At 74.4% G+C, this 14,269-nt stretch carries 13 protein-coding genes; 3 read left to right on the top strand and 10 right to left on the bottom strand.

Going from position 1 to position 14,269, the window contains the following annotated elements; translation table 11 throughout:
* The first annotated feature begins 107 nt into the window (after window positions 1-107).
* Together E4U91_RS22600 and E4U91_RS22595 are read left to right on the top strand one after the other, a co-directional pair.
* Window positions 108-1,115 carry a GNAT family N-acetyltransferase gene (locus E4U91_RS22600; protein WP_137308525.1) on the top strand — a complete coding sequence of 336 codons (1,008 nt, stop codon included), beginning with the start codon at window positions 108-110 and terminating at the stop codon, window positions 1,113-1,115.
* The gene (locus E4U91_RS22595; protein WP_137308524.1) at window positions 1,102-1,953 is read left to right on the top strand and encodes a transglutaminase-like and tetratricopeptide repeat-containing protein; all 852 of its coding nucleotides are present in this window, start codon (window positions 1,102-1,104) and stop codon (window positions 1,951-1,953) included. Before E4U91_RS22600 ends, E4U91_RS22595 begins: the two co-directional genes overlap by 14 nt.
* Window positions 1,954-2,029: 76 nt before the next feature.
* Here E4U91_RS22595 and E4U91_RS22590 read toward each other — a convergent pair whose 3' ends face one another.
* The 8 genes from E4U91_RS22590 to E4U91_RS22555 all read right to left on the bottom strand — a co-directional run bounded on the left by E4U91_RS22590 (window position 2,030) and on the right by E4U91_RS22555 (window position 9,722).
* Complete coding sequence (locus tag E4U91_RS22590; protein WP_137308523.1) at window positions 2,030-2,644, bottom strand: response regulator transcription factor; 615 nt, start codon at window positions 2,642-2,644, stop codon at window positions 2,030-2,032.
* Window positions 2,641-3,801: a sensor histidine kinase gene (locus E4U91_RS22585; protein ID WP_137308522.1), complete on the bottom strand. Its 1,161-nt coding sequence runs from the start codon at window positions 3,799-3,801 to the stop codon at window positions 2,641-2,643. Before E4U91_RS22585 ends, E4U91_RS22590 begins: the two co-directional genes overlap by 4 nt.
* On the bottom strand, window positions 3,798-4,538 hold the full coding sequence (locus tag E4U91_RS22580) for an ABC transporter permease (protein ID WP_137308521.1): 741 nt from the start codon (window positions 4,536-4,538) through the stop codon (window positions 3,798-3,800). Before E4U91_RS22580 ends, E4U91_RS22585 begins: the two co-directional genes overlap by 4 nt.
* Window positions 4,535-5,506: an ABC transporter ATP-binding protein gene (locus tag E4U91_RS22575; RefSeq protein ID WP_137308520.1), complete on the bottom strand. Its 972-nt coding sequence runs from the start codon at window positions 5,504-5,506 to the stop codon at window positions 4,535-4,537. Before E4U91_RS22575 ends, E4U91_RS22580 begins: the two co-directional genes overlap by 4 nt.
* Before the next feature lie 98 nt (window positions 5,507-5,604).
* Window positions 5,605-8,022, bottom strand: a complete 2,418-nt coding sequence (locus tag E4U91_RS22570) for a TrbL/VirB6 family protein (RefSeq protein WP_174867847.1) — start codon at window positions 8,020-8,022, stop codon at window positions 5,605-5,607.
* Window positions 8,023-8,176: 154 nt separating this feature from the next.
* A complete protein-coding gene (locus E4U91_RS22565; protein ID WP_137308518.1) occupies window positions 8,177-8,587 on the bottom strand; it encodes a DUF6113 family protein in 411 nt (136 codons plus the stop codon).
* Window positions 8,584-9,450, bottom strand: coding sequence for an N-acetyl-1-D-myo-inositol-2-amino-2-deoxy-alpha-D-glucopyranoside deacetylase (mshB, locus tag E4U91_RS22560; protein WP_137308517.1), 867 nt, complete (start codon window positions 9,448-9,450; stop codon window positions 8,584-8,586). The genes E4U91_RS22565 and mshB overlap by 4 nt, the downstream gene beginning before the upstream one ends.
* 77 nt (window positions 9,451-9,527) lie before the next feature.
* Window positions 9,528-9,722: a hypothetical protein gene (locus E4U91_RS22555; RefSeq protein WP_067236661.1), complete on the bottom strand. Its 195-nt coding sequence runs from the start codon at window positions 9,720-9,722 to the stop codon at window positions 9,528-9,530.
* Between the two features lie 185 nt (window positions 9,723-9,907).
* Here E4U91_RS22555 and E4U91_RS22550 point away from each other — a divergent pair, with 185 nt between their 5' ends.
* Window positions 9,908-12,052, top strand: coding sequence for a S9 family peptidase (locus E4U91_RS22550; RefSeq protein ID WP_137308516.1), 2,145 nt, complete (start codon window positions 9,908-9,910; stop codon window positions 12,050-12,052).
* Window positions 12,053-12,212: 160 nt separating this feature from the next.
* Here the strand turns inward: E4U91_RS22550 and E4U91_RS22545 are convergent, their stop codons facing one another.
* Both E4U91_RS22545 and E4U91_RS22540 read right to left on the bottom strand, forming a co-directional pair.
* Window positions 12,213-13,298: an ABC transporter ATP-binding protein gene (locus E4U91_RS22545; protein WP_137308515.1), complete on the bottom strand. Its 1,086-nt coding sequence runs from the start codon at window positions 13,296-13,298 to the stop codon at window positions 12,213-12,215.
* Window positions 13,291-14,265, bottom strand: a complete 975-nt coding sequence (locus tag E4U91_RS22540) for an ABC transporter ATP-binding protein (protein ID WP_137308514.1) — start codon at window positions 14,263-14,265, stop codon at window positions 13,291-13,293. The genes E4U91_RS22545 and E4U91_RS22540 overlap by 8 nt, the downstream gene beginning before the upstream one ends.
* Between the last annotated feature and the right edge of the window lie 4 nt (window positions 14,266-14,269).

Genomic DNA, 14,269 nt, shown 5'->3' with positions numbered 1-14,269 from the left:
CTCCCACAGGCTCCGCCGCCTGGCGCGCGGGAGCGCGGCGTCGTCGATGCCCGCCCCTAGTATCTCCGTTCCTGGGCATGATCCGAACAGGAGGGGTGGACCGACCTGTGGAAATCTCGGCCGCCGGGCGCCTCGAAGTCCGCATCACCGCCGCTGACGTGGGCAAACGTGTCTCCGTTCGGCGGCTGAACGACGAGGGCGCCGAGGGCGCGAAATTCACCGACACGGTGGGTGTTCTCACATCATGGAACGACGGTGTGCTGGTGATCACACGCCGGGACGGGGAGGGGGTCCGCATCCCGGAACGTTCGCTGGTCGCCGGGAAGGTCGTCCCGGCCGCCCCGGCGCGTCGCCGGGGACCCGCCGCCTCCTACGAGGAGCTGGCGCGGGTCTCCGCGCGCGCCTGGCCGCCGGTGGAGCGCGAGCGGCTCGGGGACTGGGAGCTGCGGGCCGCCTCCGGGTTCACCCGGCGGGCCAACTCGGTGCTGCCATTGGGCGATCCCGGGCTGCCGCTGGACGGGGCGCTGGACGCCGTGCGGCGGTGGTACGGCGCGCGCGGGCTGCCCGCCTACGTGCAGACCGCGACCGGCGCCGAGGGCACCCAGGAGCTGCTGTGCGCGGAACTGGAGCGGCGCGGGTGGGTGCGCGAGGTGACGGCCGAGCTGTGGGTCGGGGCCCTGGCACCGGTGGCCGACACGGGTGACGCTGGGGGTGTCGTGCTGTCCCGGACGGCCGACGAGGCCTGGCTGTCGCGCTACGGGCGCAAGGGGGTGAGCGAGGTGGCGCTGCGGGTACTGGGCGGTGGGCCCTCGGTGTGGTTCGCCTCGGTGCCGGGCGCCGGGGGCGCCGCGCCGGCCGCGATCGGGCGGTGCGTCGTGGACGGGCGGTGGGCCGGGTTCGCCGCGGTCGAGGTCGACCCGGCGCACCGGCGCCGCGGTCTGGCCACGGCGGTGATGGCCGCGCTGGCCGGGCGGGCCCTCCAGGAGGGCGCCTCGGCGGCCTGGCTCCAGGTCGAGACGGACAACGCCGGGGCGCGGGCGCTGTACGACCGGACGGGCTTCGCCGCGCACCACGCCTACCACCACTACCGGGAGCCCGGTCATGCACTCCCCTGAGCCGCCGTCGCCCGAGCGCGCCGCGGAGCTGCGGCGCCGGTTCGCCGACGAGGCGCGGTCCGAACGGCCCGACCTGTCCGTGCTGTGCCTGCTGATCGGCGCGCAGGCCGACGGGACGCTGGACGACGCCGGCCTGGACGCGGCCCAGCTGGAGCTGGACCGGCTGGCCGGTGAGGTGCCGTTCCGGCCGGGCGGTCCGCGCTCCTGGGCGGCGGCCCTGCGGGACCTGCTCGGCGAGCGGTACGGGTACCGGGGTTCCGCCGCGGACTACCAGCGGCTGGAGTCGTCGCTGCTGCACTCGGTGCTGCTGCGGCGGCGGGGCCTGCCGATCCTGCTGTCGGTGGTGTGGCTGGAGGTCGCCCGGCGGGCCGGGGCCCCGGTGTACGGGGTCGCGCTGCCCGGCCACTTCGTCGTGGGGTTCGGGCCGCAGGAGGAGCAGGTGCTGGCCGACCCGTTCGACGGGGGCCGGGTGCTGTCCGGGGCGGACGCGGACGTGCTGGTGGTCGGGGCGACGGGGGCGCCGCTGGAGCCGTCGATGCTGGTGCCCGCCGCGCCGCTGGAGGTGGTGCTGCGGGTGCTGAACAACATCCGGGCGTGGGCGGCGGCCCGGCCCGAGCGCTCGGACGTGGCGCTGTGGGCGGTGGAGCTGGCGCTGCTGGTGCCGTCGCACCCGGCCCGCCTGCGGTACGAGCGGGGGCAGTTGCTGGTGCAGCGGGGCGCCTTCGTCACGGGCGCCGAGGAGATGGAGGAGTACGCGCAGCTGGTCGAGGTGGTGGACGAGGGTCTGGCGGACCGGGTGCGGACGGAGGCGCTGGCGGCGCGGGCGCTGATGAACTGAGCGGCGCGCCCGTCCGCGGCCGGCCGGCGCCGTGCGCCTCCGCGGCGCGCGGGCCCGCCCGCGTTCGCCCGGCGGGCTACAGCCAGCCCTTCTCCCGCGCTATGCGGACCGCCTCGGCGCGGTTGCGGGCCCCGAGCTTCTGGATCGCCGTGGACAGGTAGTTGCGGACCGTGCCCTGGGACAGGTGCAGGGACGCGGCCAGTTCGGCGTTGGTGGAGCCGTCCGCCGCCGCGCGCAGCACCTCGCGCTCGCGGTCGGTCAGCGGGTTGGCGCCCTCGGCGAGGGCGGCCGCGGCCAGGGTGGGGTCGATGACGCGTTCGCCGGCCAGCACCTTGCGCACGGCCTGGGCGAGTTCGGCGGCGGGGGCGTCCTTGACCAGGAAGGCGTCGGCGCCGGACTCCATCGCGCTGCGCAGGTAGCCGGGGCGGCCGAAGGTGGTGAGCACGACCAGTTTCAACGCGGGGAACTCGCGGTGCAGTTGCGCGGCCGCCTCGATGCCCGTCGCGCCCGGCATCTCGATGTCCAGCAGGGCCACGTCCAGGTCGTGCTCCCGCGCCGCCGCGAGGACCTCGTCACCGCGGGCCACCTGGGCGACCACCTCGATGTCGTCCTCCAGGCCGAGCAGCGCGGCGAGCGCCTCGCGGACCATCGACTGGTCCTCCGCCAGCAGGACCTTGATCGTGCGCGTCATGGGGCGGATCCTACGCGCGCCGCGCTCCCCGCCGGGACGCGGGCGACGACCCGGAAGCCCTTCCGGGCCCCGCCCGCCTCCAGGGTGCCGCCCGCCTTCTCCAGGCGCTCGGTGAGGCCCGTGAGGCCGTTCCCGGGACCGGTGCCCGAGCCGCCGGAGCCGTCGTCCTCGACGGACAGCTCCAGCACCGGCCCGTCCAGGGTCTGGCGCCGGACCAGTCCGACCACGCAGCGGCGGGCCCCGCTGTGCCGCACGACGTTGGTGACCGCCTCGCGCAGCGCCCAGGCGAGGGCGGACTCGCTGTGCTCGGGGACGCCGTCGAGGTCGGGTTCGACGGGGAGTTCGGGGGTGACCCCGGCCGCGGTCAGGGCGACCTGCGCACCGGCGAGTTCGGTGGCGAGGCGGGCGCGCCGGTAGCCGGTGACGGCCTCGCGCACGTCCACCAGGGCCTGCCGGCTGACCTGTTCGATGTCGGCGACCTGCTGGGCCGCCTTGTCGGGGTGGTCGGGGAGCATCCGGCCCGCCAGCTCGCTCTTGAGCGTGATCAGGGACAGGGAGTGGCCCAGCAGGTCGTGCAGGTCCCGGGCCAGCCGCAGCCGCTCCTCGTTGGCGGCGAGGTGGGCGACGGTGGCGCGGGCCTCGCGCAACTCGATGGTGGTCCGGATCAGTTCGCGCACGCCGGTCATGGAGAACCCGGCCAGCAGCGCCGGCAGCAGCAGCCCGGCCAGGTACTCCGTGCCGTCGGGCACGACCAGGGCGAGCCCGGTCAGCAGCAGGGAGGTGCCGGGGACGGTCCAGCGGGCGTACCGCATCGGCAGGGCGGCGCCGGAGGCCACGGAGACGTACACGAACAGCACCAGCCACTCCCGGCCCAGCGTGAGGCTGAGCAGGGCGGACTGGGCGGCGAGGACGGCCAGCGAGGCCAGCACCACCGTGTTGGTCTCCCCGCGCCCGGCGCGGAAGACCAGCGCGAAGTACCAGGCCACGAAGGCCAGCAGGCCCAGTGCGCCGAGGACGCGGACCGGGTCGGAGTGACCGCCGTGCAGCAGGTCGCTCACGGGTGCGCTGAGGTAGGCGAGCCAGATGCCCGTCCACAGCAGCTTCATCACGCGCTGCCTGTGGTTCTGCGGGCGCTGCCCGATGCCGATGCCGCTCACGCCTTCAGCGTGTCCTTCCGGTACAGCCAGGCCGCGCCGCCCGTGAACAGCACGAAGAACGCGGCGAGGAGGGCGATGTCCGTCATGTGCGGGGCCCGGCTCTGTTCGATGGCCTGCCCCAGGGCAGCGTATGCGTGCGTGGGCACCCACCTGGTGATGTCCTGGAGCCAGCCCGGGAAGGTCGTGGTGGGCATCCACAGGCCGCCCAGGATGGACAGGCCGAAGTACGTGATCATGGTGATCGGGCGGACCGCGTCGCCGCTGGCGAGGTAGCCGAGCGCCACGCCGAGCGCGGCGAAGACCAGGCTGCCCGCCCAGATCGACCCGGTGAGCGCGAGCCACTGCCAGGCGTCCAGCCGTACGTCCTTGACGGTCGCGGCGACCGCGAACACCACCACGATGGACGGCAGGCTCACCACGGCCGCGCTCGCGGTCTTCGCGAGGACGTAGCCGCGGCCCGGCAGGGTGGTCAGCCGCAGCTGCCGCACCCAGCCGCTCTCGCGCTCCTTGGCGATGCGCTCGCTGTTGCCCATCAGGACGGCCGTCAGGGCGCCGAAGGAGGCCATCGAGACCATCATGTAGGTCGGGAGGGTCAGGCCCGTCCCGTCGATCTTCTCCGTGGCGTCGGCGCTGCCCGCGATCAGCAGGAACAGCACGGACGGGTAGATCACCGAGAAGAACAGGAACTTGCGGTTGCGCAGGGCGCGGGTCAGCTCCAGCTTGATCAGGCTGTTCACTTCTGCTTCGCCTCCTCGGCGGCGGTGATGGCGACGAAGGCCTGCTCCAGACCGAGCCCGGCGACCTCGAGGTTGCGGGGGTAGAGGCCGAGGCCGTAGACGGCGTGGACGGTCGCGTCCGCGTCGGAGGACTGGATGCGGACCGTGTGGGGCCCGGGGCCCGCGGCGGGGCCGCCGTGGGACACCGTCAGGGAGGTCAGGAACGGCAGTTCGCGCAGGGCGGCCTCGTCGACGGCGCCCTCGAGGTCGAAGGAGACGCGGCGCGCGCCCGCCTTGGCCTTGATCTCGGCGGCGGTGCCGTCGGCGAGCAGCCGGCCCCGGTGCAGCACCAGCACCCGGTCGGCGACCGCGTCGGCCTCCTCCAGGTAGTGGGTCGCGAACAGCACAGTGCGGCCCTGCTCGGCCTGTTCGCGCATGGTGGCCCAGAACGCCTGGCGGGTGGTCACGTCCATGCCGGTGGTCGGCTCGTCCAGGACGATCAGGTCGCTGTCCCCCGCGGTGGCGAGCGCGAAGCGGACCCGCTGCGCCTGGCCGCCGGAGAGCTTGTCGACCTTGCGGTCGGCGATCTGCGCGACGCCGGCCCGGGCGAGGACGTCGGACACGGGGTGGGGCCGCGGGTGCAGGGCGCAGGCGAGCCGGACCAGTTCGCCGACCGTCACCTCGTCCATCAGCCCGCCGCTCTGCAGCATGGCGCCCACCCGCCCGGCGACGATCGCCTCGCGGGGGCTGGTGCCGAAGACGCGCACCGTGCCGGTGTCGGCGGGGCGCAGTCCGAGGAGCAGGTCGAGGGTGGTGGACTTGCCGGCGCCGTTCGGGCCGAGCAGCGCCACGGTCTCCCCGGGGTGCAGGGTGAGGCTCAGTCCGTCGACGGCGCGTACGTCGCCGTAATGCTTCGTCACCTGGTCGAAGGCGACCGCGGGCCGTGCCGTGTCCCCCGTCGCCGCCGTGGTCGCCTGTGTCGTCGTCATGCGGCCATCGTGGCCGGGCGGGGCGGTGGCCCGGCAGTGTCGGCGGTCCTGACCACCGCATGACAGATGTCATGCGGTGGTCGGGGACGGACCGCCGGTCAGCTCGGGTCGGTCTCGATGACCGCGACCCGGTCGGTGGTGCTCTTCAGCGCCGGGCGCAGGGCGCTGATCACGTCCTGGACCGTGACGGGCGTCTTCTGCCCGGTGCCCCGGGTGATGAGCACGCCGTCGAAGGTGCTGCCGTACAGCTCCTTCAGGGCGGCCTCGTCGTAGCTGTCGACGAGCTTGCCGTTGACCGCCTTGACCCGGAGGAACTTCCACAGGGACTTCTCGGGGCTGAAGGCGATCTCGTGCGGGCCGCTCTTGACCGTGACCTTCGCGGACATCGCCGGCTCGGCGAACTCCTTCATCATGCGGTCGACCTCGGCGTTGGACACCGTCGGCTGCTTGCTGGTGGTCGGGACCCGCACGGTGGTGGGGGCACCGGTCTCCACCTGGGTGCGGTAGGCCTCCTCGACCGCCGTGGCGGCCCGCGTGGTGTCGATGCCCTGGCCGGCCTTGCCGTAGACGGGGACGGCCTTGCCCGACTCGAACGTGATCGTGCCGTCGCTCGCGCTGCCGGCGCCGCCCGCGGCGGTCGCCAGGGCCGCGTCGAGCTTCTCCTCGTCGACCGGCATCTCCGGCTCGACCACGCGCTTCTGGCCGAACAGCGTGCCGATCACGGAGACCGGGTTGTAGTCGCTGCGGGCCGCGTCGTCCACGGTGGCCTGCAGGTCGAACTGGAGGCCCGCCTGGTCCGGCTTGAGGGTGACCGTCTGCCCGTCGACGGACAGCTTCAGGGCCTGGTTCACCCGCTGGTCGAAGGCGTCGTCGAGCTTCTTGACGGCGTCGTCGCGGGTGCCGCCGCCGATGTCGACGCCCAGCACGGTGGTGCCCTTGGGCACGTCGGAGTGGTTCATCAGCAGGCCCGCGCCGTAGGCGCCGGCCGCCGCGAGCACGACCAGCCCGCCGAGCAGGACCAGCTTGCTGCGGCCCTTCTTCTTGGCCTTCTTGGCCGCGGGCGCGGGCTTGCCCTGCGCGGGCGGCGCGGTGCGCTGCGACGGGGTGTGCGGCACCGGCCCGTCGGCGGGCCCGCCGGGCGGGAAGGGACCGCCGCGGTCGGCCGGGGGCACGACCGGGATGCCGCTGGTGACGGTCTGGCCGGAGACGTTGTCGGGGCGCGGGAAGCTTCCGGTGGCTCCGGGGTCGGCCGGCTTCTGCGGGGTGAGGACCGCGGTGTCGTCGCTCAGCCCGCCGCCGGGCAGCCGGGCGCCGGGGGCGGCCGGGGCGCCGGGGTGCGGGCCGGGGCCCGCGGGGCCGGGCGCGCTGTTCGGGCCCGGACCGTGGGCGCCGGGCACGCCGGTGCCGTTCGGGCCGCCCACGACCGGCAGCGCCGCCGTGGCGTCGCCGTTCATGGGGCCGGTCATGGGGCCGGTGGTGGGCCCGGCCGGGCCGGTGCCGTAGGGGGCGCCGGGGGCCGCCTGGCCGCCCTGGCCGGCCTGGCCGCCGTAGTCGCTGAAGTTCTCGTAGCCGTGCGGGCCCTGGGGGCCGCCCTGGCCGTTCTGACTGTTCGGGCCGGTCGGGCCGCCCTGGACGCCGTTCGGGGCGCCGGAGCCCTGCCCGGCGGCGTCGACGAACGGGCCGCCCTGCGGCGGCTGTCCGCCGTGCGGGGCGCCCTGCGCGGTGCCGTCGGCGAAGTACGGCAGGCCGTCCGTGCGTGCCTCGCCGCCGTCCTGGCCGGGACGGGGGCCGCTCTGCGCGGCCGCGTTGAGCGCCTCGGTGACGTCGAAGGAGCCGGTGCCGCCGCCGTGCCCGGGAGCCACGGGGCCCCCGGTGGCGCCGGGCAGACCCGCGCCGTTGGTGGCGCCGGGACGCGGCGCGCCCGGTGCTCCCATGGAGCCGACCACGCCACCGGGCCGTGCGGCACCGGGCCGCGCGGACGCGCCGGGACCGCCGGGCGCCGCGGGGGTGCCCTGAGCCGCACCGGTGGCCGCGCCGCTGCCCGCGCCGGAGCCGGCGGCCGAACCGCTCGGTGTCCCGGCGCCGTTGGCCGCGGCACCGCCCGGACCGCCCTTGGCGGGGGCCGACTTGCGGGGCGCGAACCAGTCGCTGGTCTTGTCCTCGCCCGCCGCCGCGCCCTCGGCCGGCGCCTGCGCGGCGGGCCGGTCCTGGTCGGCGGGGGCCGGGGCGGGCGCGGGCTGCGCGTCGGCGCCGGTGTCCTCCGCCGTGGGCTCCGCCCCCGTGACGGGCTTGCGCACGACGACCGGCGGAATCGGCCGGGATCCGGGGATGTTGATGCGGATCCGGGTCGTCAGCGTGGTCTCGGTCTTGCGTTCCTCCGGCTGCGTCGCCGAGCGCCCCGCGTCCGTACCGCCGGCGGGGACCACGGGGGTCCCGTACGGCGGCGTACCCGAGGGGTATGCGGCTCCGCCGCGCCCGTTGGGCCCGGAGGACGGAGTGTCAGTTTCACGACTCAAGGCAGGTTCTCCAGATTGGCTCCGCCGCCCGCCACGACCTCACGGGCAGCTCGGCGGCGCGCACCACCATACTGGCCACTTCTGGCGTGTATCCCACTACCGCCGGGGAAACCATCACCGGATACGCACGCCCGCTCGGTGGCGAAGTGGTACGTCACTTGCCAAGTCGGACGTCCTGGTCGGCCGGTTGCCCGACAGGGGCGAGCGTGGCACAGATCACAGCCAGCGCCATGCCTCCGAGCAGGAAGAGGTAGGAGCCGCCGCCCGCGCCGAACAGGAAGTCCCCTTCCGGCCGCGCGGTGGTGAGCAGGATGACGGCGACCATCCAGCCGGCCGCCGGGGCGACGGCCCCGCCACGGCTGCGGGCCAGCCGGGCCCCGCCGAGGAACAGGCCGGCCGCGCCCGCGAGGGCGAGCAGCAGACCGCCGGGGGACCAGCCGGCCTGCACCAGCGCACCGGCGGCGCCGGTGACCGCGCCGAGCAGCAGCAGCCCCAGGTAGCCGACCGCCCGGCCGGCGGAGGGGGGCCGCAGGGGCTGGGCGAGCAGGGAGCCCCGGCCGGTCATCGGGCCACCGCCTCGACACCGGCGAAGAGGTCGCTCTCGCGCTCCCTGGGGCGCTCGCCGCGCACCAGCTCGTAGTACTCGGTGGTGAACAGCGGTTGGGCGAGTTCGTTGGAGAGCGCGAAGTACGGCGCGTCGGGGGCCACGTCGATCTGGGTGGCGTGCGCGCGCATCGCGGCGGCCTTCGCCCCGGCGTACGCGGTGCCGTCGATCGCGGTGGTGATCCGGTCGTCGTCGACGACACCGGGGAGGTCGTCCACGGCGGCCACCCGGTCGAAGGGCAGCCCCGGCAGGTCCGCGCGCAGCCGGGCGAACGCGTCCTCGGCGACGGAGCGCGGGACGCGGTTCCAGTAGACCTTGGGGACGGTCCAGCCCGCCCCGGCGGCCAGTTCGACGGCGCGCATGGCGACGCGGTGGGCCTGGATGTGGTCGGGGTGGCCGTAGCCGCCGTGGTCGTCGTAGGTGACGACGACCTGGGGGCGGGTGCGCAGGACGACCTCGGCGAGCGACGCGGCGGCGGTGTCGACGTCGGCCTGCCAGAAGCAGCCCGGGTCGTCGTTGTCGGGCAGGCCCATCATCCCGGAGTCGCCGTAACGTCCGGCGCCGCCGAGCAGGCCGGAGTCGGTGACGCCGAGTTCGCGCAGGGCGGCGGTCAGTTCGCCCAGCCGGTGCTCCCCCAGCGCGGCGCCGGTGAGGTGCCGCAGCGCGGGCGGGATCACCTCGCCGCGCTCGCCCAGGGTGCAGGTGACCAGGGTCACCTGGGCACCCTCGGCGGCGTACCGCGCCATGGTCGCGCCGTTGTTGATCGACTCGTCGTCGGGGTGCGCGTGCACCAGCAGCAGACGACGCGCGGGCAGTTCCGTCATGGAACCACCCTACGAGCCGGGCATACTCCTGCCGCGCAGGGGCAGACGGGACGACGCGACGCGACTCCGCGCCGGCGTCAGAACTTGATGCTGCCGATCATGCTCGCCACGCTCGTCGTCAGGTCGCTGATCGTGGGCGCCACCGTCGACGAGGCGAGGTAGAAGCCGAGCAGGATGCAGACAACCGCGTGACCGCCCTTCAGGCCTGACTTCTTGACCAGCAAGAAGACGATGATCGCCAGCAGCACCACCGCCGAAATCGAGAGTGCCACGGCGGCTCACCTCCAAGAACCCGGGTACGTGGGGGACAGAGCGAGGGACCTTGTACATCCATACAGCAGCCGGCAGGTTCATACCCACGCAGCGCTATTGATCATAACTACGGGTGCGCGCGCATCGGTCGGCGCACGGACGCGCAAGGGGGCGCATGGCCAATCATGGCCAATAGGGTCGGGGCATGACGACCGAGTCCGACTCCTTCCCCCGACGGCACGCCCGCACCCAGCGTTTCACCCTCGGCGCGCCGCGTTCGTTCACCGTCGCCCCCGACGGCTCCCGTGTCGTGTTCCTGCGCTCGCACTCCGGCACGGACCGGGCGAACGCCCTGTGGGTCCTGGATCCCGCGGACGGCGCTGAGCGCCCGGCCGCCGACCCGTACGCCCTGCTCGGCGGGGCCGCCGAGGACCTCTCCGCCGAGGAGCGGGCGCGCCGCGAGCGCAGCCGCGAGGGGGGCGCGGGCATCGTCGCCTACGCCACCGACCGTGCCGTGGAGCTGGCCTCTTTCGCCTTGTCGGGCCGACTGTTCGCCGCCGACCTGCGGGCCGGGACGGCCCGTGAACTGCCCGCCGCCGCACCGGTGATCGACCCCCGCCCCTCCCCCGACGGCCGGCACGTCGCGTACGTCTCCGGGGGCGCCCTGCGCGTGGTGGGCGCCGACGGCGAGGGCGACCGCGTGCTGGCCGGACCGGACCAGGAGCCCGTCCCGGCGGGTGGGGGCACGGTCTCCTACGGCCTGGCCGAGTTCGTCGCGGCCGAGGAGATGGACCGTTCGCGCGGCTTCTGGTGGTCCCCGCGGTCCGACCGGCTGCTGGTGGCACGGGTGGACGACACGCCGGTGCGCCGGTGGTGGATCGCGGACCCGGCCCACCCGGAACGTGACCCACAGCACGTCCCCTATCCGGCGGCCGGCACCCCCAACGCGGACGTCCGGCTGCTCGTCGTCGGGCTCGACGGGGCGCGCACGGAGGTCGTCTGGGACCGGCAGCGCTACCCGTACCTGGCGCGAGTGCACTGGTCAGCGGCGGGTGCCCCGCTGCTGCTCGTGCAGGCCCGCGACCAGCGCAGCCAGCTCTACCTGGCGGTGGACGCGGACACCGGGGCGACCCGGATGGTGCACGCCGACGAAGATCCAGTTTGGCTTGATCTTTTCGCGGGGGTGCCCTGCTGGAGTCCCTCGGGGAATCTGGTGCGGATCGCCGACGAGGGGGGCGTCCGGGTGCTCGCGGTGGGTGAACGGCCGCTGACCGGCGCGCAGTTGCACGTGCGCGCCGTGCTCGACGTGGGCGCGGACGACGTGCTCGTCACGGCTTCGGCCGGGCCGGACGCGGAGCGGCCCGAGACCGGCGAGGTGCACGTGTACCGCGTGAACGAGCTGGGCTGGGAGCGCGTGTCGCAGGAGCCGGGCGTGCACGCGGCGGTGCGCTCCGGACGGGTCACGGTCCTGGTGTCGGCGGCGCTGGACCGGCCCGGCAGCCGGGTGCGGGTGCTGCGGGACGGCAAGCCGGCCGCCACGGTGGCCTCCCATGCGGTGGATCCCGGCCTCACTCCGCGCGTCACGCTCACCGAGGGGGGCGCACGCCGCATCCCGTGCGCCGTGCTTATGCCTACGGACTACCCCGGTGACACCTCCCTGCCGGTTCTGCTCGACCCCTACGGCGGGCCGCACGGCCCGCGCGTCGTCGCGGCCCACAACGCCCACCTGACCTCGCAGTGGTTCGCCGACCAGGGCTTCGCGGTGGTCGTCGCCGACGGCCGGGGCACCCCGGGCCGCTCCCCCGGCTGGGAGAAGGCGGTGCACCGCGACTTCACGGTGTCCCTGGACGACCAGGTCGAGGCGCTGCAGGACCTCGCCGAGCGCTACCCGCTGGACCTGTCCCGGGTGGCGATCCGCGGCTGGTCGTACGGCGGTTACCTGGCCGCGCTCGCGGTCCTGCGCCGCCCCGACGTCTTCCACGCCGGCGTCGCGGGCGCCCCGGTGACCGACTGGCGGCTGTACGACACCCACTACACCGAGCGGTACCTGGGCGACCCGGCCACCGACGCGGCGGCGTACGCGCGCAGTTCGCTGGTGACCGACGACGGGCTGTCCGACGCGGCCGAGCCGCACCGTCCGCTGATGATCGTGCACGGCCTGGCGGACGACAACGTGGTGGTCGCGCACTCCCTGCGCCTGTCCTCGGCCCTGCTCGCCGCGGGCCGCCCGCACGAGGTGCTCCCGCTGTCCGGCGTCACCCACATGACCCCGCAGGAACAGGTCGCGGAGAACCTGCTGCTGCTCCAGGTGGACTTCCTCAGGCGCGCGCTGGGCCTGTCCGCGGGCTGACCACGGGCACGGCACGGGCCGGGGGCGACATGGCGTGCCCCCGGCCCGTTACGGCACCCGCACGGCCGTACGCCGTCCAGCCTGACGGGTCCGTATATCGGTGCCGGGTCGGCTGAGTTGCCTGCGTGTTAAGCACCGGGTCGTCCGCCCGGGCCACCTCCTACGCCGGCCGTCCGGGCCCGTCCGCCGGGGGCAGGAAGCGGTCGCCCCCCGGGTTCGTCTCCGGGGGCACCACCTGCTTCTCCTCGGCGAAGTGGCACGCCGAGGGGTGGGCCGCCGGGCCCGCCGCTCCCCGGAACGCCTCCGGCACCGCGAGCAGCGGCACTTCCTCGGCGCACCGCGGCTGCGCCTTGAAGCAGCGGGTGCGGAAGCGGCAGCCGGACGGGATGTTCGTCGGGGACGGCACGTCGCCGGCGAGGATGATCCGCTCCCGGTGCTCGCGGGCCTCGGGGTCGGGCACCGGCACCGCGGACAGCAGCGCCTGGGTGTAGGGGTGGGTGGGGTGGTCGTAGATCTGCTCGTCGGTGCCGATCTCCACGATCCGGCCGAGGTACATCACCCCGACCCGGTCGGAGATGTGCCGGACGATCGACAGGTCGTGCGCGATGAAGACGTAGGAGAGGTCGAACTCCTTCTGCAGCCCGGCCAGCAGGTTGATCACCTGCGCCTGCACCGAGACGTCCAGCGCGGAGACCGGCTCGTCGGCGACGATCACCTCGGGGCGCAGGGCGAGGCCCCGGGCGATGCCGATGCGCTGGCGCTGGCCGCCGGAGAACTGGTGCGGATAGCGGTTGATGTACTCGGGGTTGAGCCCCACGACGTCCAGCAGCTCCTGCACCCGCCGGCGCCGGTCGCCCTTGGGCGCCACCTCGGGGTGGATCTCGTAGGGCTCCCCGATGATGTCGCCCACGGTCATCCGGGGGTTGAGGGAGGTGTACGGGTCCTGGAAGACCATCTGGATGTTGCGGCGGACGGCCTTGAGGGCGCGGCCGGACAGCTGGGTGACGTCCTCGCCCTTGTACCGGATCACACCGGCCGTCGGCCGCTCCAGGTGGACCAGCATCTTGGCCACCGTGGACTTGCCGCAGCCCGACTCGCCGACGATGCCGAGGGTCTCGCCCCGGCCGAGGGCGAAGTCGACGCCGTCGACGGCCTTCACGGCGCCGATCTGCTTCTTGAACAGGACGCCCTGCGTCAGCGGGTAGTGCTTGACGAGCCCGTCGACCTCCAGAATCGGCTCAGGCATGCAGGCACTCCCTCCAGAAGTGGCAGGCGCTGCCCCGGGTCGCGGAGACCTCGTACAGCGGCGGCACGTCCGTGCGGCACACGTCCTGCGCCATCGGGCAGCGCGGGTGGAAGGGGCAGCCCGGCGGGATGCGCATCAGGTTGGGCGGCAGGCCCTTGATGGCGTACAGCTCCTGGCCCTTCTGGTCCAGGCGCGGGATGGAGTCGAGCAGGCCCCGGGTGTAGGGGTGGGCCGGCGCCTTGTAGATGTCGTGGACCGGCGCCGACTCCACGATCCGGCCCGCGTACATCACGGCGATGCGGTCGGCGACGTCCGCGACGACGCCGAGGTCGTGGGTGATGAGGATGAGGCCCATCCGGTACTCGCGCTGCAACTCCGCGAGCAGGTCCATGACCTGGGCCTGGACGGTGACGTCGAGCGCGGTGGTCGGTTCGTCGGCGATGATGAGCGCGGGCTCCAGGGCCAGCGCCATCGCGATCATGATGCGCTGGCGCATGCCGCCGGAGAACTGGTGCGGGTACTGCCTGACCCGCTCCCTGGCCGCCGGGATGCGCACCCGGTCCATCAGCTCGACGGCCTTGGCGCGGGCGTCCTTGCGGGACATGCCCCGGTGCACGACGAACATCTCGCCGAGCTGGTCGCCCACGGACAGCACGGGGTTGAGCGAGGACAGCGCGTCCTGGAAGATCATCGCCATCTCGGCGCCGCGCACCGAGCGCCGCTCTTCCTTCTTCAGCGTGAGCAGGTCGCGGCCCTTGAACAGGATCTCGCCGCCGGTGATCCGCCCCGGCGGCATGTCGAGGATGCCCATCACGGCCTGCGCGGTGACCGACTTGCCGGAGCCGGACTCGCCGAGCACGGCCAGGGTCTCGCCCGCGTCGACGGCGTAGCTGACCCCGTTGACGGCCTTGGCGATCCCGTCCCGGGTGCGGAACTCCACGTGCAGGTCGCGCACTTCGAGCAGCATGGCG

Source organism: Streptomyces lasalocidi (assembly GCF_005280215.1).
Taxonomy (GTDB): domain Bacteria; phylum Actinomycetota; class Actinomycetes; order Streptomycetales; family Streptomycetaceae; genus Streptomyces; species Streptomyces longwoodensis.
Note: the sequence above shows the minus strand (reverse complement) of the source record. Positions and strands in the feature narration are given on the sequence as shown.

Coding starts and splice junctions, on each gene's coding strand:
- E4U91_RS22595 (WP_137308524.1), top strand. CDS start 1,102: ATGCACTCCCCTGAGCCGCCGTCGCCCGAGCGCGCCGCGGAGCTGCGG.
- E4U91_RS22590 (WP_137308523.1), bottom strand. CDS start 2,644: ATGACGCGCACGATCAAGGTCCTGCTGGCGGAGGACCAGTCGATGGTC.
- E4U91_RS22575 (WP_137308520.1), bottom strand. CDS start 5,506: ATGACGACGACACAGGCGACCACGGCGGCGACGGGGGACACGGCACGG.
- E4U91_RS22565 (WP_137308518.1), bottom strand. CDS start 8,587: ATGACCGGCCGGGGCTCCCTGCTCGCCCAGCCCCTGCGGCCCCCCTCC.
- mshB (WP_137308517.1), bottom strand. CDS start 9,450: ATGACGGAACTGCCCGCGCGTCGTCTGCTGCTGGTGCACGCGCACCCC.
- E4U91_RS22550 (WP_137308516.1), top strand. CDS start 9,908: ATGACGACCGAGTCCGACTCCTTCCCCCGACGGCACGCCCGCACCCAG.
- E4U91_RS22545 (WP_137308515.1), bottom strand. CDS start 13,298: ATGCCTGAGCCGATTCTGGAGGTCGACGGGCTCGTCAAGCACTACCCG.
- E4U91_RS22540 (WP_137308514.1), bottom strand. CDS start 14,265: ATGCTGCTCGAAGTGCGCGACCTGCACGTGGAGTTCCGCACCCGGGAC.